Raw genomic sequence first — 16,020 nt, 5'->3', positions numbered from 1 at the left:
AGTGGGCACTCGACGTTCAGGACGTCAGGTCCCATTCGAGACGGCGTCGACGTCGGGACGGGCAGCTCCCGTCCGCGGTTGAGACGGCCTGCCCTCGATTTCTCGTCAAAATCTGCACAAGATGGATCATGGACACTCACACGCCGTCCCCCGCCCCCTCCTCACCCCGCCTCTCCCGCCGGGCGCTGCTGGCCACCGCAGCCGCCTCCACCGTCGTCGCCCTGACGGCACCCCCGTCCTCCGCCGCCCGGCGTTCTCCCGCGCCCGAGACGGTCGCCCTCCCCGACGGCATCCGGCCCGAGGGCATCACGTCCGGTCCGGGCACGACCTACTACGTGGGGTCGCTCGCCGACGGCCGCATCGTCACGGGTGACCTGCTGACCGGCTCCGTCGCGACCCTCCTACCCGGGGCCACCGGGCGGGCCCTGCGCGGCCTCTTCTACGACGACCACTGCGGCATGGTCTGGGCCGTCGGTGGCGTCACCGCGAGCGGCGTCGCCGAGGGTCACGTCTGGTGCATCGATGCCACGACGGGTGCCGTGATGCACGACATCGTCGTGCCCGGCGCGGTGTTCCTCAACGACCTCGTCGTCACGCACGACGCCGTGTGGGTCACCGACTCGCGCGTCGACCGCCTCACGGTCATCACGCACGACCACGCGACCATGACGGCGAGCGGACCGACCTTCGTACCCCTGAGCGGCGCCTGGCCCGGCAACCCCACCGGAAACGCCAACAACGCCAACGGGATCCGCCTGCTGCCCGATGGTGACATCGTGCTCAACAACAGCCGGGTCGGCGGCCTCTGGCAGGTCGACCCCGCGACGGGAGTCACGCAGTCGGTCCCCGTCAGCGGCGGCCCCGGGATCACCGGCGGTGACGGCCTCGAGACCGACGGCTCCGTGCTCTACAACGTGCGCGGCAGCGGTCAGTACGAGGTCTCGGTGCTGCGGCTGTCGCCGACGGCGACGGGTTGGGCCGCCAAGTGGGTCGGCCGGCGCACCGACGAGACGCTCGACATCCCGTCGACGGCGACGCTCGCGGGCGGTTGGCTGTGGGCCGTCAACGCCCGCTTCGGCGTGCCCTCGCCCGGCACGGCGTCCTTCTGGATCACCCGCCTGCCGGCAGCCTGAGGCACGGCCACCCCGGGAGAGCCTGTCAGCCCACGTCCACGCGGTCGCCTGACAGGCTCTCCTCGCGTCGCGCGTCCCGCAGGGAGGACGCGTGCAGGGAGCGCGCGCCGTCAACGGGGTTGCCGATGACGAGCTGCGCCTCGCAGAGGGAGGCGAGCTCGTCGTTGGCCCCGGGCCCGGCGATGTGCACCTCCGTGACCCGACCGAGCCGGCGAAGGGCCGGACCGTGAGCGGCGAAGGCCGTGCGGCGGTGGGCCGAGAGCACGACGGCCCGGGGCCGGAGGGTGCGCGCGGTGTAGGCGATCTCGGCCGTTGGCGTGTTGGCGCCGAGGTAGCAGATCTGCCAGTCGAGGCGCGCGAGCACGAGGGCCAGGCCCATCAGACCGAACTCGTGCTGCTCACCCGGCATGCAGGCGAGCACCGCGACCGGCCCGTCGCCCCCGCGCTCGGCGTGCAGCATCATCGACAGGCGCACCCGCAGCACGTTGCTCGCGAAGTGCTCCTGGGCGACGCCGATCTTGCCCTGCTCCCAGCGCTGGCCGACCTGGTGGAGGTAGGGCAGCACCACCTGGGCCAGCCCGTCCTCGACGTCGAGCTGCTCGAAGACCTTGCCGAGAATGCGGTGGCCGCCGGCCTCGTCGAACGACTCGAGGGTGGCTTCCAGCTGGTCGACCCACTCCGGCGGTGAGGTGTCGCGCTCGGTCATGGTGCTCCGATCATGTGGTGCGCGCCGCGGACCGCCGGATTCTCGACGTCTGGACGTTTCCCACTCAATCATCGCTCATCGAGGGCGCAGCTCCTGCACGCCGACCGTGACCCAACCGTTGCCGGGTGGGCGCGAGACCGTTCGGCGCAAGCGCGAGCACGGGCATAAGGCCCCATCCACGTCGCGCGCGGGTCATGCTGTGCGGCATGAGCGTCAGGCCCGGAGCGTCAGCACGGCGCGCCGACATCCAGGGCCTGCGAGCCGTGGCCGTGCTTGCCGTCATCGGCTTCCACGTGGCCGGTTGGCCGCGTGCTGGCTACCTCGGCGTCGACGCCTTCTTCGTCGTGTCGGGCTTCGTCATCACGGGCGTGCTGCTGCGCGAGCGTGACCGCACCGGCCGCACGTCGCTGCGCGCGTTCTGGGCCAGGCGGGCGCGCCGCATCCTGCCGCTGGCCCTCGTCGTCATCGCCGCGGTGGTGGCCGTCGCCCCGTACGCCTGGGCGGGTGCCAAGGCGGCTGCCGTGCGCACCGACGCGATCTACGCGACCTTCTTCGCCGCCAACTGGCACTATGCCGCCGAGGCGGACGACTACTTCGACCTCGGCGCCGAGCCGTCGCCGCTGCTGCACTACTGGTCGCTCGGCGTCGAGGAGCAGTTCTACCTCGTCTGGCCCGTCCTCGTCGTGCTCGCGCTCGCCCTCGCCGGGGCGTCCCACCGGCACCGCCCCGCGCTGGCCCTGCTCGCCGCCGCGGTCGGCATCCCGTCGCTCGTCTGGGCGATCGCGCAGGGCGCCGCCGATCCCACGACGGCCTACTACTCCACCTTCACCCGAGGCTGGGAGCTCGCGCTCGGCGCCGCCCTCGCCACCATCCCCGCAGGCACCACCCAGAGCCGGTATGCCGTCCGGCTGGCTCCCGCTGCGCGTGCGGCACTCGCCTGGGCGGGTCTCGCCATCCTCGTTGCCAGCTTCGTGCTGTTGTCGCCCGAGACCGGTGTGCCCTATCCCGCCGCCCTCGCGGCGACGGTCGGCACCGCTCTCGTGCTGGTCTCCGGCATCGGAGCGCCAGTGGGCGGCCCGGTCGACGGTCCGGTGGGCGGCTCGGTCGGTGGTTCGGTCCTGCTCACCAACCGGGTGAGCGGTTACCTCGGTGACATCTCCTTCGGCCTCTACCTCTGGCACTTCCCGCTCGTCGTGCTGGCGCCTGTCTTCCTGTCGCTGACCGGATGGGCCACCGTCGCCGTCGTGCTCGCCGGCACGCTGCTGCTGGCCGTCATCTCGCACCACCTGATCGAGAGGCCGGCGCTCGATGCCCCACGGGTGCAACCCCGGGCCATGCTCGCCTCGGGTCTGGCGCTCGTGATGCTCGTCGTCGGGGTCGGTGCCGCGGCGTCGGCCCGGCCCGACCTCTTCGCCGGGTCCACGGTCACCGCATCAGCGCCGGGGGTCGAGGGTGCGGTGCCGCCTGCGGATGGTGACGGGGTGACGCCCGAGCCGGCCCCGACCAGCCCGGCCGAGACCAGGCCCGCTGCGTCACCGACCACACCTGCGCCCTCGGTCACGACGAGCACGCCTGGACCCTCGGTGACGACCACCGCCGCTCCGCCCGGATGGACGCCGACCCCTTTGGGCGCCACCGGCACCCGGGTGCAGGACGGCCTGCGTCGTGCGCTCGCCTCGACCTCGTGGCCGGCGGGGCTCAACCCGTCACCCGACGAGTGGCAGACCACCGCCGACCAGCGCAAGGCGATGAGTGCCTGCACCGCCACCGATGCCGACGACCCCGACTCGTGCACCTTCGGCAACCGCAAGGGCCCCGAGATCATCGTCTTCGGCGACTCGATCGGCTTCCCGCTGCTCGCCACCGTCGAGAAGGCCTACGGCTCGGAGTTCAAGGTGCGCGGCATGACCAAGATCGCCTGCGCGGTCAACGGCGTCGACGCCGACTACGGCAAGGACGAGTGGGCGGTGCCGTGCGTCAACCACCGGCAGATGGTGCTCGACTACGTGCGGCGGGTGAAGCCCGAGGTGCTGATCATGACCGAGAGCTACTCGTGGGCGGTCCGTCTGAAGTCGGGTGCCAAGGGCGCGGCATCCGCCCGGGAGTGGCTCGCCGCCGACCAGGCGTTCGTCGACGCGGTGCGGGCGAGCGTCGGCTCGGTCGTCATCGTCGCGCCGTCGATGCCCGGGGTGGCGTTCCTCGACTGCTACCGACCGGGCGGATCCCCGCGACGGTGCGTCACCGGCATACCGAGCTGGTGGGCTCGCACCCGCGATGCGGAGAAGAAGGTCGTGGGCGCGACCTTCATCGACACGACGCACTGGTACTGCGTCGACGGCCGCTGCCCGATCTACACGCGCACCACCGACACGGTGCTCAAGGGCGACTACCTGCACACCTCGGTGCAGTACGCGCGGCAGCTGGCGCCCGACTTCACCTACCTCATGAAGGCGTCGGGCGTGCTCCCGTGAAGGCCGACGACGGCAGGTCCCGCTCGTCGTCCGTGAGGGCCCGCACGAGTCGGTCGGCCACGGCGTCCGGTGCCAGCCCTTGGGGCAGCTTGGGCGCCTCGCCGGCCACGGGCCGGGTCGCGAGCCCGGTCTCGGTGTGGGGCGGCCGCACGTCGAGCACGCGGATGCGGCGCCGCCGCAGCTCTGTCGCGAGGGCCGCGTCGAAGGCCGTGAGCCCCGCCTTGGCTGCGCTGTAGGCCGCCATGCCGGGCATCGGCTTCTCGGCCACGACCGCGCTGACCTGCACGAGGAACCCGCCCTCCGGGAGCACCTCGAGCACCGCACGCGCGAGGCGGATCGGTGCGACGAGGTCGAGCAGGAGCACCTCATCGAGGGTGTCGTCGTCGAGCTGCTCGACCGACCCGAAGGCGACGACGCCTGCCGCGTTGACGACGCCGGTCAGGGGCGCGGCGTCTGCGGCGGCGCGCACGACCGAGGCGGGGCCGTCGGGGCGCGTCAGGTCGGCTGTCACCGTCGTGACGACGGAGGTGCCGAGCTCTGCCGCGAGCGCCTCGAGGCGGCCCGGGTCCCGGCCCGAGAGGGTGACCTTCGCTCCGACGGCGGCGAGCTCCCGCGCGATCGGGCCACCGAGGCCGCCCGTGGCGCCGAGGACGAGGACGTGGGCAGAGCCGAGGTCGGTCACGCCACCATCCTCACCCGCGGCGCGCCAGGGCGACAGGGCAGCCGCTCTGCGCTGAGCCACGACACGACTCAGCGCAGAGCGGCAGGAGGCTCCCCGGACCCGCTCAGCCGATCAGGTACTCCTGCGTCTGCGGGTTGAGCATCGGCAGCTTCTTGGCACCTGCCACCGCCTTGTTGCTGAGGCGGAGCGTGTCGACCCCACGCGAGATGTCGTTGGCGACGATCAAGCCGTTGTAGAAGTAGGTCGACCACTGGTTGGACCGCATGTCGTAGAAGGCGATCTCCTTCGGCGCGGCCGGATCGGTCAGATCGACGACCGAGGTGCCCGAGCCGTAGGCCGAGGAGACGAGGACGTAGCGATCGGCCAACGGCACGTAGTTGAAGTTGTGGTACGTGTTCGGCTCGGATCGAGGGATCCGGTAGTGGCTGATCGCCGTCGACGGATCGGCGACCGCGTAGGTCCACAGCGCACCGAAGGGCTCCTTGGCGGGCCCGAAGTACTCGTCGCCGAAGGTGACGTACTTCCCGTCCGGAGTGAAGGCGGCCGAGTGCCAGATGTCGACGCCGGTGGTGTCGATGTCGGCGGTGACGACGGGCTGGAGCGGGTTGGAGATGTCCCACAGCTGTCCCTGCGAGAGGCAGGCGGCAGCCGCGATCTTCTTCGGGGACAACACCGTGATGTCGTGGCAGGCGTAGAACGGCGTGACGCCGTAGGCGGCCCCGAAGTAGTCGACACCCTTGATCGTGGGCTCGGCCACCACTCGGGCTCCTGCCCCGGCCGCGGCATCGTCACCGTCCACCTGGATCACGGAGATGCGCTCGAAGGGAGCTTGGCAGTCCGGCCCGATGTTGCTGGCCGACAGCGGGTAGGAGGCGACGTAGACGTAGGCCGTGTCGCCTTCACCCGGCACAAGCGTGTTCGTGTGCGAACCGCAGTCGGTGCGCACGGCCTTGACGAACGTCGGGTCGGCAGGGTCGCTGATGTCGAAGACCCGGATGCCTTCGAAGGCGCCGGGGGTGGATGCCGTGACGTTGCGCGACCCCTCGCAGGCCTCGGTGCTCTGCGGCGTGTCCACCGAGAGGAAGAGGAGGTCGCCGTGGATCGTGACGTCGCCCTGGGGTCCGTTGCAGTGCACGTCGGCGAGCTCGACCGGCGATCCGGGCTCGGCGAGGTCGATGACGCGGAAGCCGCCGTAGTGGCCGGCGAACACGAGGGAGCCCTTGAAGGCCAGGTCGGAGTTGACCCCGCCCGTGTGGGCGGACGTGCTGAGCAGGTGCATGTCCTTGCTGTAGCCGTCCGCCGCGCTCGCGGGCGGCGGGGGCGGGATGCTACCGTCGTCCCAGGGTTCGTGGGCTGCGGCGGGCAGAGCCGTGGCCATGGCGACGGACGCGGCGGCGACCGCGACGAGTGCACGGAGTTGACGCATGGGTGAGCCTCCTGTGAAGGACCGCTCTCCCCCGAGTCGGGAGCGATCGACGATGCCCCGGCGCCAGTCGGCTCCGGCCTCGTCATGCTGGCAAGAATCGGACATACCGGCGCGCTGAGATGTCGACCGGCGACATCGCCTCGACCCTCGAGGTGAGGAGACTAGGCCAAGGCGGCCACGGCCTCGATCTCGACGAGCTGATCGGGGTAGCCGAGCACGGTGACGCCGTGCAGGGTGCTGGGCACCTCGTGCGCCCCGAAGCCCTCGTGCACGACGGTCCACGCCGCCACGAGGTCCTCGCGAGCGGTCGTCGCCACGAGGACGCGGGTGTAGGCGACGTCCTCGAGGGTCGCACCGGCTGCCGCGAGCGCGGTCACGAGGTTGGCGACGCACTGCCGCGCCTGCGCCGTGACGTCACCCGGGGCGACGGTCTCGCCGGCCTCGTCGAGGGGGCAGGCTCCGGCCGCGAAGACGAGCTGGGCGGCGGCGTCCACGGTCGCTGCGTAGGCATAGGGCGCGGTGTCGGTGAGCGCTGCGGACCGGATGAGACGGACGGCGCTGGTGGGTCGGCTCATGGTCAGGACGGTAGTGCGCCGCCAGGCCGGAGCAAGCCGGACCGGCCCGACCCGCCCGGCGGCATACTCGCGACATGCGACTGCACCCTGAGGAGACCGAGGCTGGCCCGTGGCGCCGTGTCGACGACCACGAGCTCAGGGCGCTCCTCACGCGACTGCTCACACCGGGGCGCGGGGTGCTGCTCGTCGACGGCAGGTCGGGCGGCGGCAAGTCCACCTTCGCCGAGCGCGCGGCTGCGCTCCTCTCGGGCGTGGTCGTGCACAGCGACGACCTCGCCTGGCACCACGACCCCGTGGCCTGGGACGGTCTCGCGGTGGACCACGTCATCGAGCCGTGGCGCCGTGGGAAGGAGGTCGACTACCGTCCGCCCGGCTGGGTCGCGCGTGGCCGCGACGGCTCGGTGACGGTGCCGGCCGACGTCGGCGTGATCGTCCTCGAAGGAGTCGGTGCGGGTCGCGCGTCGCTCGCGGCCCACGCGGACGCGGTGGTCTGGGTGCAGTCAGACCGTGACGAGGCCCGCGAGCGAGGCCTGCGCCGAGACGTCGAGCTGGGTCGCACCCGCGAGGAGGCCGAGCGCTTCTGGGACGAGTGGATGTCGGCCGAGGAACCCTTTCTCGCCCACGACCGACCGTGGGACCGCGCCGTCCTCCTCGTCAACGCAAGCGCGGCCGAGTGGGCGGCGGACCGCACGACGCTGGCGCCGGGGCCGCGGTCGAGCGACCTGCCCCGCTGAGCGTCTCAGGCTCGGGCGGGCCCGACGAAGCAGGAGCGGCAGCGGGCCTCGTAGGTGAAGGTGCCGTCGTCGGGGAGCGCCTCGGAGCCCCCGAGGTTGTCGAGGAACGGCTCACCCGAGCGCAGCACCTGGGTGTGGGTGGCGCTGAAGTCGCGGCACTGGTCGCACACGGCGCGGCGGTAGCTCACGGTGTCGGGGCCGAGCTCGAGCAGGGCCCGCACCGGGGCGAAGAGCTCGCCGCGGTGGTCGAGGTCGATGCCGGCCACGACGACGCGGGTGCCGCGCCGCAGGAGCCGGCCCACGACGGCGATGTCGTCGAGGTCGAACATGTGCACCTCGTCGACCGCCACGACGTCGAGCTGCTCCTCGAGGGCGGCGTGCAGGGAGGCGACCTTGGTCGTCGCGAGCACCCCTCCGCTGCGGGAGGTGACGCCGGAGTCACGCACGTGACGCTCCGACTGGTAGACCCGGTGACGCACGCGGGTGAACTGCAGGGGCGACAGCATCGAGATGAGCGCGAGGCTCTTGCCCGACTTCATCGGCCCGAGGACGACGTCGAGCGACACCCCTGACACCCCGGTCGAGGTGCGGGCGCCGTGGCTGAGCTCGTCGATCGTGGTCACCACACGACCGTATCGACCTGCGCCGACAGCCCCACGCGGCGACCCCTTCCTGACCTGCCGAGGACGCCGTCGGAGCGCTCCCGCAGAATCCGCCCCCATGTCTACTCGCGGGTCAGCGCCTCGGGGTGGAAGGCTGCGGGTGTGGCGTGACGAGCGCCACTCGCCCACGGGCGGTGGCACGACGAAGGAGACCTGCCGATGATCTCGCGGATCGCGATCGTCAACCGCGGTGAGGCCGCCATGCGCCTCATCCACGCCGTACGAGACCTCAACGCTGCCGCCGGCCCCGACGGGCGGCGCATCGAGACGATCGCCCTGCACACCGAGGGCGAGCGGCGGGCGATGTTCGTGCGCGAGAGCGACCACGCGTACGACCTCGGTCCCGCGTCGGCCCGCCCCTACCTCGACCACGCCGTGCTCGAGCGCGCCCTGCGCGAGTCCGGTGCCGACGCGGCCTGGGTCGGCTGGGGCTTCGTCGCCGAGGACCCCGCCTTCGCCGAGCTCTGCGGGCGGATCGGCGTCACCTTCATCGGCCCGAGCCCAGAGGCGATGCGCCAGCTCGGTGACAAGATCGGCAGCAAGCTCATCGCCGAGGAGGTCGGCGTCCCGGTCGCGCCGTGGAGCCGCGGCGGCGTCGACACCCTCGAGGACGCGAAGGCCGCGGCCGCACGCATCGGCTACCCCCTCATGCTCAAGGCGACCGCCGGCGGGGGCGGGCGCGGCATCCGCCGGGTCGACTCCGACGCCGACCTCACCGATGCCTACGAGCGCACTCGAGACGAGGCGCAGCGCGCCTTCGGCTCCGGCGTCGTCTTCCTCGAGAAGCTCGTCACCGGGGCGCGGCACATCGAGGTGCAGGTCATCGCCGACGGGCAGGGCAGCGCCTGGGCGGTCGGGGTGCGCGACTGCTCCGTGCAGCGCCGCAACCAGAAGGTCATCGAGGAGTCCGCCTCGCCCGTGCTCGGCCCGGAGCAGGAGCAGGAGGTGCGCACGAGCGCCGAGCGCCTCGCCATCGCCGTCGGCTACGCCGGTGCCGGCACCGTCGAGTTCCTCTACCACCCCGGCGAGAAGTTCTTCGCCTTCCTCGAGGTCAACACCCGCCTGCAGGTCGAGCACCCGATCACCGAGGTCGTCACCGACACCGACCTCGTCAAGCTCCAGATCCACGTCGCCGACGGTGGCCGCCTCGACGACCTCCCCGACGGCCGGCCCACCGAGCGCGGCCACGCCGTCGAGGCGCGGCTCAACGCCGAGGACCCCGACCGCGACTTCGCGCCGTCACCCGGCCGCATCGAGCTGCTGAACTTCCCCTCCGGCCCCGGCATCCGGGTCGACACCGGCGTGGGAGAGGGTGACACGATCCCCGCCGACTTCGACTCGATGATCGCCAAGATCATCGCCCACGGTCGCGACCGCGACGAGGCCCTGGCCCGGCTGCGCCGCGCGCTCTCCGAGACGACGGTCGTCATCGACGGCGGCTCCACCAACAAGAGCTTCATCCTCGACCTGCTCGACCAGCCGGAGATCATCGACGGCTCGGCCGACACCGGCTGGATCGACCGTGTGCGCTCCGAGGGCCGGCTCGTCTCGGCTCGGCACTCCGGCATCGCCCTCGTCGCCGCCGGCATCGAGGCCTACGAGGACGCCGAGGCCATCGAGCGCGCTCGCCTCTTCGAGTCCGCCCGCGGCGGGCGTCCCCAGGTGCAGCACGCCGTGGGCCGCGCCATCGACCTCAAGCTGCGCGGCACGGCATACAAGGTCATGGTGCTGCGCACGGCGTCCGACCGCTACCGCGTGTCGATCCAGAACGGCGGCGACGCCCACGTCGTCGACGCCTCCCTCGACCGCATCGACGACCACGCGGGGCGGATCACCGTGGAGGGCCGCACCCACCGCCTCATCACCGCCACCCACGGCCCCGTGCACCTCGTCGAGGTCGACGGCATCACCCACCGCGTCTCGCGCGACGAGGGTGGCGTCGTGCGCTCGCCCGCCCCGGCCCTCGTCGTGGCGACCCCGGCGCAGGTCGGGGCGGAGGTCGCGGCCGGCGCACCCGTGCTCGTCCTCGAGTCGATGAAGATGGAGACGGTGCTCCCGTCTCCCTTCGCCGCGCGGGTGCGCGAGCTGCTCGTGGCGGTCGGCAGCCAGGTCGAGACCGGCGCCCCCCTCGTGCGGCTCGAGCCGACGGGCGACGAGGACGAGGCCGCCGAGACGGCTGCCTCGGAGACGGTCGACCTCGACCTGCCCGACTCCGGGGCGCACACCGCGACGCCCCGTGAGCGGGCCGACCGCGGCATCGGAGACCTGTCGGCGGCCGTGCTCGGCTTCGACGGCGATCCCGCCGACGAGCGGCGCCTGCTCTCGTCCTACCTCTCCGCGCGCGACGAGCTCGCCGCGCAGGACCAGGTGCCGATCGGTGAGGAGATCTCCGTCCTCGAGCTCGTCGCCGACTTCGCCGAGCTGAGCCGCAACCGGCCGGTCGACCAGGAGCGGCACACCGAGCTGCTCGTGCACAGCCCCAAGGAGCACTTCCACAGCTACCTCCAGAGCCTCGACGCGGAGCGGGCCGGGCTCCCCGACGAGTTCCGCGACAAGCTCGCCCGCGTCCTGCGGCACTACGGCGTGACCGACTTCGAGCGCACGCCGCAGCTCGAGGAGGCCGTCTTCCGGATCTTCCTCGCCCAGCAGCGCTCGGCCCCCGAGATCAAGCTCGCCACCTCGATCCTGCAGCGCTGGCTCGGCGAGCCCGCGCCGGGCGAGGAGGAGGCGGCCGCCGCACGCGACGCGCTCGACCGTCTCGTGGTCGCCACGCAGCTGCGCTTCCCCGTCGTGGGCGACCTCGCCCGCGGCGTGCGCTTCCGCTGGTTCGACCAGCCGCTCGTCGACCAGGAGCGCGCGAGCGTCCTCGACGGCGTGAGCGACCGCCTGGCCGCCCTGGCCGCCGAGCCCGACGCACCCGACCACGCCCAGCGGGTCGACGAGCTCGCCTCGATCCCCGAGCAGATCGTGCGCTTCCTCGCCGACCGTCTGCACGGGGAGCCCGACGGCGGCCTCCCCGAGCACGAGCCGATGCTCGAGGTGCTCATCCGGCGGCACTACCGCGAGCACGAGCTGCACGGGCTGCACACCTTCATCGCGGGCGGCCGGCCCTTCGCCACGGCCGACTACACCCTCGATGACCGGCCCACCCACCTCACGTCGACGATAGGCGCGACCTCGGAGCTCGCGCCCGGCAGCGTCCTCGACACGGCCGTCTCGGCCGACGTCTGGGCCCGGCCCGAGGGGCACCACTCCGTCGTCGACCTCTATCTCAGCTGGCCCGAGGAGCCCGAGTCGCCCGACGAGGCGAGCGAGCAGCTCGCCGGACTGCTGCAGGCCCTGCCCTTCACCCACGAGACCCGCCGCGTGGCGGTCGCGACGAGCCCCGGCGGGGGTCGTCCGATCTCCTACTTCACCTTCCGTCCCAGTGAGGGGAGCCTCGTCGAGGACCGCCTCGTGCGCGGGGTGCACCCGATGGTCGGCCGCCGGCTGAACCTCTGGCGCCTGACGGCGTTCGACGTGACCCGGCTCGAGGCGCCCGAGGACGTGCTGCTCTACGAGTGCGTCGCCCGCGACAACCCCGAGGACCGGCGCCTCGTCGCCCTGGCCCAGGTGCGCCAGGTCGTCGTCGTGCGCGACGACGAGGGGCACGTCACCGGCCTGCCGCACGTCGAACGGGCCATCGCCAACTGCCTCGAGGCGGTCCGCCGGGTGCGGTCCAGCCGCGGCGCCCGCGCGTCCAAGCTCGACATGAACCACGTGTGGGTGCAGATCTGGCCCACGATCGAGGCCGACCTCGGGCAGCTCACGGCGCTGCAGACCCGCATCGCCCCGCTCACCGCCGGCGCCGGCATCGAGGAGGTGCTCGTGCAGGCCAACGTGGCGACCGCCGCCGACCAGGCTCCGCTGCCGATCGCCGGCCGCTTCTACTACCAGCCCGGCTCCGGGGTGGTCGGCACCGTCGGCGCCCCGCCGACCGAGCGGCTCAAGCCCCTCGACGACTACGCCTCGAAGGTCGTGCGGGCTCGCCGGCGCGGCCTCGTATACCCCTACGAGCTGCAGGCGATGATCGCCGGCGACGGCGGCACGGTCGTCGAGCACGACCTCGACGACACCGGTGCCCTCGTGCCCGTCGACCGTCCCTTCGGCCTCAACAAGGCCGGCATCATCGTGGCCGTCGTCAGCTCACCGACCGTGCGCCACCCGCAGGGCGTCACCCGGGTCGTCCTGAGCGGTGACCCCCTGCGCTCGCTCGGCTCTGTCGCCGAGGCCGAGTGCGCGCGGGTCATCGCGGCGATCGACCTCGCGGAGCGGATGCAGGTGCCGCTGGAGTGGTACTCCCTCTCCGCCGGCGCGCGCATCTCGATGGACTCCGGCACCGAGAACATGGACTGGGTGGCCCGTGCCCTCAAGCGCATCATCGAGTTCACCCAGGCGGGCGGCGAGATCAACATCGTCGTGGCCGGGATCAACGTCGGCGCCCAGCCCTACTGGAACGCCGAGGCGACGATGCTCATGCACACCAAGGGCATCCTCGTCATGACTCCCGACAGCGCCATGGTGCTCACGGGCAAGCAGTCGCTCGACTTCTCCGGCGGCGTCTCGGCCGAGGACAACTTCGGCATCGGTGGCTACGACCGGGTCATGGGGCCGAACGGCCAGGCGCAGTACTGGGCCAAGGACCTCGCCGGCGCCCGCGACATCCTCATGGCGCACTACGAGCACACCTACGTGGCCCCCGGCGAGTCAGGCCCGCGTCGGGTGAGCACGAGCGACCCGGCTGACCGAGACGTCACGCTGTCGCCGCACTCCGCCCCCGGCTCGGACTTCACGACGGTCGGTGAGATCTTCTCGAGCGCGACCAACCCCGACCGCAAGAAGCCCTTCGACATCCGCACGGTGATGCGGGCTGTCAGCGACGCCGACCACGAGCCCCTCGAGCGGTGGGCCGGCATGGCCGACGCCGAGACGGCCGTCGTCTTCGACGCGCACGTCGGCGGCATCCCGGTCTGCCTCCTCGGCATCGAGTCGAAGTCCGTTGCGCGACGGGGCTTCCCGCCCACCGACGGCCCTGACACCTACACTGCCGGCACGCTCTTCCCCCGGTCGAGCAAGAAGGTGGCACGGGCGATCAACGCGGCCAGCGGCAACCGGCCCCTCGTCGTGCTCGCCAACCTCTCCGGCTTCGACGGGTCGCCGGAGTCGATGCGCGCGCTCCAGCTCGAATACGGCGCCGAGATCGGCCGGGCCATCGTCAACTTCGACGGCCCGATCGTCTTCACTGTCGTCTCGCGCTACCACGGCGGCGCGTTCGTCGTCTTCTCCAAGACGCTCAACCCGCGCATGACGGTGCTGGCCGTCGAGGGCTCCTTCGCGTCGGTGCTCGGCGGTGCCCCCGCGGCGGCCGTCGTCTTCTCCCGAGACGTCGACGCCCGCACTACCGCCGACCCGCGCGTCGCCGAGCTCGAGAGCCAGCTGGCCTCGGCGTCCGGGGTCGAGCGAGCCCGTCTCGCAACGGAGCTCGCGGAGGTGCGCAGTGCCGTCCGCTCCGAGAAGCTCGGTCAGGTCGCCGCCGAGTTCGATGCGGTGCACAGCATCCAGCGCGCCGTGACGGTCGGCTCGGTCGACGCCGTCATCGCGCCCCACGAGATCCGCCCGCGGATCATCGCCGCGGTCGAGGCGGGCCTGCAGCCCTGACCGACGACACAGCCCGGGTATGCCGCCCGCCGGGGTGGGCGGCATACCCGCGCTGGGCGGGTGGCACGGGGCCGTGTGCTACTCGGCGGGGAGAGCGGCACACGACCCCGTGTGGCGCCGCCCCGTGGAGGGGAGGGCGGCGTGCGGCAGCGGCAACGGCGAGCCCCAGCGTCAGGGGTTCACTTGGGGCACAACGTCGTTGCGGCGCCTGGGCAAGTCTGGACCCTGCACCCCCCGGCGCGGGGCTTTGGAACCTTCCGATTTGTCTGTCAGTCCGCTGAGGGAATGCACAACGAGGTCAGGCCCCCGAGGTCGAGCCACACGGCGTGAGGCGTCCGAACGATGCGCAGCAGCACGTCGCCGCACCCGGGGCACCGCCCGACGAGCCCTGGCTGGGGGCCATGGACTCGCAGGGTCGCGATGGCCCCGCTCGACCCACACCCGCGGCACCGCCCCACGGCGGTCGTGATGTCGACGGCGAAGATCTCGGAGAGCGGGCCTGCGAGGACGTTGCCGTCCCACACGGTCGTGCCTCCGTCGCCGGCGTCGCTCGTGGGATCGCTGTCGCTCTGCATCACTGCCTCCTGCTAGGGGCCGCTGGGGCCGAATCGCTCGGTTCGGATGCGAGCCGGGTCGTGGCCCGCCGCCGTGAGAAGGGTGGCCGCGGCCTCGACGAATCCCGTTGGACCGCAGACGTAGCAGGTGGGCGCATCGGCTGCGGTCCACCCCGACCGGTCGAGGTCGTCGCTGCGCAGCCGGCCCGGCGCTCGTTCGACGCCGTCGGGTGTCCGGCGGGTGAAGACGAAGCCGACGTCGACGACTCCGCGTGCTGCGAGACGGCCGAGCTCGTCGCGGTGCAGCACGTCGTCTGGCTCGCGTGCGGAGTAGACGAGACGGAACGGCGGTCCGTCGGCCGGACGGGTCCGGATCATCGCCATGAGCGGCACGACCCCGGAGCCGCCGGCGACGAGCAGCACGGGACCGGGCTGACCCGGACGCCAGACGAACCAGCCGCCGACGGGCCCCCGCAGCCGGATGCGGTCACCGACCTGCAGGTCGTCGCAGAGGAAGGTCGAGACCTCCCCGTCGGGGACGCGCTGCACGGTGACCTCCACGCGGTCGCCCACAGCCGGGCCGGCCAACGAGTAGCTGCGGGTGGCGGTGTAGCCGTCGTCGGCAGTGAGGCGCAGGTCGACGTGCTGGCCCGCAAGGTGGCCCGGCCAGCCGGTCACGTCGAGGACGAGCGTCGTCGCGCTGGGCGTCTCGGCCCGGCGCTCGACGAGCCGGGCCTCCCGCCAGGCGCGGCGGGCGCTCAGTCCCCCTGGTAACGCTGCTCGCGCCATGGGTCTCCGTAGTCGTGGTAGCCGAGCTGCTCCCAGAAGCCCGGGGTGTCGTCGAGCATCAGCTCGAAGCCGCGCACCCACTTCGCCGACTTCCAGAAGTAGAGGTGCGGCACGAGGAGCCGCGCGGGCCCGCCGTGCTCGGGATGCAGCTCGTCTCCCTCGAATTCATAAGCCACCCAAGCCTTCCCGTCCAGCAGGTCCTCGAGGGGGAGGTTGGTCGTGTAGCCGCCATAGCTGTGCACGAGCACGTAGTCGGCTGCCGTCTCGACGTCGGCGAGGAGCGTGTCCAGCGACACTCCACGCCAGGTCGTGTCGAGCTTGGACCATCTCGTGACGCAGTGGATGTCGACGGTGGGCTCGTCGGCAGCGAGCGACATGAGGTCGGTCCAGGACCACGCGTGACGGGTGCCGTCCTCGGTCGCGACCCACAGCTCCCACTCGTCGTGCGAGATGCGCGGGGTCGGACCCGCCGACAGCACCGGGAAGTCGCCGGTGAGGTGCTGCCCCGGCGGCAGCCGCCCGTCGTCGTCGCGGCGCCGGCCGTGGAAGCCTCTCGTGACGAAGCTCATGCGCTCTCCTGGGTCGACGGGT

12 protein-coding genes are annotated in these 16,020 nt (G+C 72.3%); 4 read left to right on the top strand and 8 right to left on the bottom strand.

Annotation, left to right across the window (positions count from 1 at the left end; all coding sequences use genetic code 11):
- The first annotated feature begins 128 nt into the window (after positions 1-128).
- Positions 129-1,133 carry a hypothetical protein gene (locus LG278_RS02170; RefSeq protein WP_404390476.1) on the top strand — a complete coding sequence of 335 codons (1,005 nt, stop codon included), beginning with the start codon at positions 129-131 and terminating at the stop codon, positions 1,131-1,133.
- 25 nt (positions 1,134-1,158) lie between these two features.
- On the opposite strand, the gene LG278_RS02165 is transcribed toward LG278_RS02170, so the two are convergent.
- Positions 1,159-1,839 (bottom strand): B12-binding domain-containing protein, encoded by a 681-nt coding sequence (locus LG278_RS02165; RefSeq protein WP_404390474.1) that lies wholly within the window; start codon positions 1,837-1,839, stop codon positions 1,159-1,161.
- Between the two features lie 206 nt (positions 1,840-2,045).
- Between LG278_RS02165 and LG278_RS02160 the strand changes: the two genes are divergently transcribed.
- On the top strand, positions 2,046-4,310 hold the full coding sequence (locus LG278_RS02160; protein WP_404390472.1) for an acyltransferase family protein: 2,265 nt from the start codon (positions 2,046-2,048) through the stop codon (positions 4,308-4,310).
- Here LG278_RS02160 and LG278_RS02155 read toward each other — a convergent pair.
- The 3 genes from LG278_RS02155 to LG278_RS02145 all read right to left on the bottom strand — a co-directional run bounded on the left by LG278_RS02155 (position 4,282) and on the right by LG278_RS02145 (position 6,993).
- On the bottom strand, positions 4,282-4,992 hold the full coding sequence (locus LG278_RS02155) for an SDR family NAD(P)-dependent oxidoreductase (protein WP_404390470.1): 711 nt from the start codon (positions 4,990-4,992) through the stop codon (positions 4,282-4,284). The two genes, LG278_RS02160 and LG278_RS02155, sit on opposite strands and share 29 nt — an antisense overlap.
- 103 nt (positions 4,993-5,095) lie before the next feature.
- On the bottom strand, positions 5,096-6,418 hold the full coding sequence (locus tag LG278_RS02150) for an LVIVD repeat-containing protein (protein WP_404390468.1): 1,323 nt from the start codon (positions 6,416-6,418) through the stop codon (positions 5,096-5,098).
- Between the two features lie 161 nt (positions 6,419-6,579).
- Positions 6,580-6,993, bottom strand: coding sequence for a RidA family protein (locus LG278_RS02145; RefSeq protein WP_404390466.1), 414 nt, complete (start codon positions 6,991-6,993; stop codon positions 6,580-6,582).
- 74 nt (positions 6,994-7,067) lie between these two features.
- Between LG278_RS02145 and LG278_RS02140 the strand changes: the two genes are divergently transcribed.
- On the top strand, positions 7,068-7,727 hold the full coding sequence (locus LG278_RS02140; protein WP_404390464.1) for a uridine kinase: 660 nt from the start codon (positions 7,068-7,070) through the stop codon (positions 7,725-7,727).
- Positions 7,728-7,732: 5 nt separating this feature from the next.
- Here the strand turns inward: LG278_RS02140 and LG278_RS02135 are convergent, their stop codons facing one another.
- Positions 7,733-8,350, bottom strand: coding sequence for a thymidine kinase (locus tag LG278_RS02135; RefSeq protein ID WP_404390462.1), 618 nt, complete (start codon positions 8,348-8,350; stop codon positions 7,733-7,735).
- A gap of 198 nt (positions 8,351-8,548) precedes the next feature.
- On the opposite strand from LG278_RS02135, the gene LG278_RS02130 reads away from it, so the two are divergent.
- The gene (locus LG278_RS02130; protein ID WP_404390460.1) at positions 8,549-14,086 is read left to right on the top strand and encodes a carboxyl transferase domain-containing protein; all 5,538 of its coding nucleotides are present in this window, start codon (positions 8,549-8,551) and stop codon (positions 14,084-14,086) included.
- 269 nt (positions 14,087-14,355) lie between these two features.
- Here LG278_RS02130 and LG278_RS02125 read toward each other — a convergent pair whose 3' ends face one another.
- The 3 genes from LG278_RS02125 to LG278_RS02115 are packed head-to-tail and all read right to left on the bottom strand — an operon-like array spanning position 14,356 to position 15,998.
- Positions 14,356-14,661, bottom strand: coding sequence for a DUF6510 family protein (locus LG278_RS02125; RefSeq protein ID WP_404390458.1), 306 nt, complete (start codon positions 14,659-14,661; stop codon positions 14,356-14,358).
- Between the two features lie 12 nt (positions 14,662-14,673).
- Complete coding sequence (locus LG278_RS02120) at positions 14,674-15,429, bottom strand: ferredoxin reductase (protein WP_404390456.1); 756 nt, start codon at positions 15,427-15,429, stop codon at positions 14,674-14,676.
- Positions 15,399-15,998 carry a sulfite oxidase-like oxidoreductase gene (locus LG278_RS02115; protein ID WP_404390454.1) on the bottom strand — a complete coding sequence of 200 codons (600 nt, stop codon included), beginning with the start codon at positions 15,996-15,998 and terminating at the stop codon, positions 15,399-15,401. Before LG278_RS02115 ends, LG278_RS02120 begins: the two co-directional genes overlap by 31 nt.
- Positions 15,999-16,020: the final 22 nt, after the last annotated feature.

This window comes from Humibacillus xanthopallidus (genome assembly GCF_044793955.1).
Classification (GTDB): domain Bacteria; phylum Actinomycetota; class Actinomycetes; order Actinomycetales; family Dermatophilaceae; genus Humibacillus; species Humibacillus xanthopallidus_C.
This window is presented reverse-complemented; position numbering and strand designations above follow the sequence as displayed.

Bases quoted from the DNA above. Each gene is read 5' to 3' on its own strand.
- LG278_RS02170 (WP_404390476.1), top strand. From the start codon at position 129: ATGGACACTCACACGCCGTCCCCCGCCCCCTCCTCACCCCGCCTCTCC.
- LG278_RS02165 (WP_404390474.1), bottom strand. From the start codon at position 1,839: ATGACCGAGCGCGACACCTCACCGCCGGAGTGGGTCGACCAGCTGGAA.
- LG278_RS02160 (WP_404390472.1), top strand. From the start codon at position 2,046: ATGAGCGTCAGGCCCGGAGCGTCAGCACGGCGCGCCGACATCCAGGGC.
- LG278_RS02150 (WP_404390468.1), bottom strand. From the start codon at position 6,418: ATGCGTCAACTCCGTGCACTCGTCGCGGTCGCCGCCGCGTCCGTCGCC.
- LG278_RS02145 (WP_404390466.1), bottom strand. From the start codon at position 6,993: ATGAGCCGACCCACCAGCGCCGTCCGTCTCATCCGGTCCGCAGCGCTC.
- LG278_RS02140 (WP_404390464.1), top strand. From the start codon at position 7,068: ATGCGACTGCACCCTGAGGAGACCGAGGCTGGCCCGTGGCGCCGTGTC.
- LG278_RS02130 (WP_404390460.1), top strand. From the start codon at position 8,549: ATGATCTCGCGGATCGCGATCGTCAACCGCGGTGAGGCCGCCATGCGC.
- LG278_RS02125 (WP_404390458.1), bottom strand. From the start codon at position 14,661: ATGCAGAGCGACAGCGATCCCACGAGCGACGCCGGCGACGGAGGCACG.
- LG278_RS02120 (WP_404390456.1), bottom strand. From the start codon at position 15,429: ATGGCGCGAGCAGCGTTACCAGGGGGACTGAGCGCCCGCCGCGCCTGG.
- LG278_RS02115 (WP_404390454.1), bottom strand. From the start codon at position 15,998: ATGAGCTTCGTCACGAGAGGCTTCCACGGCCGGCGCCGCGACGACGAC.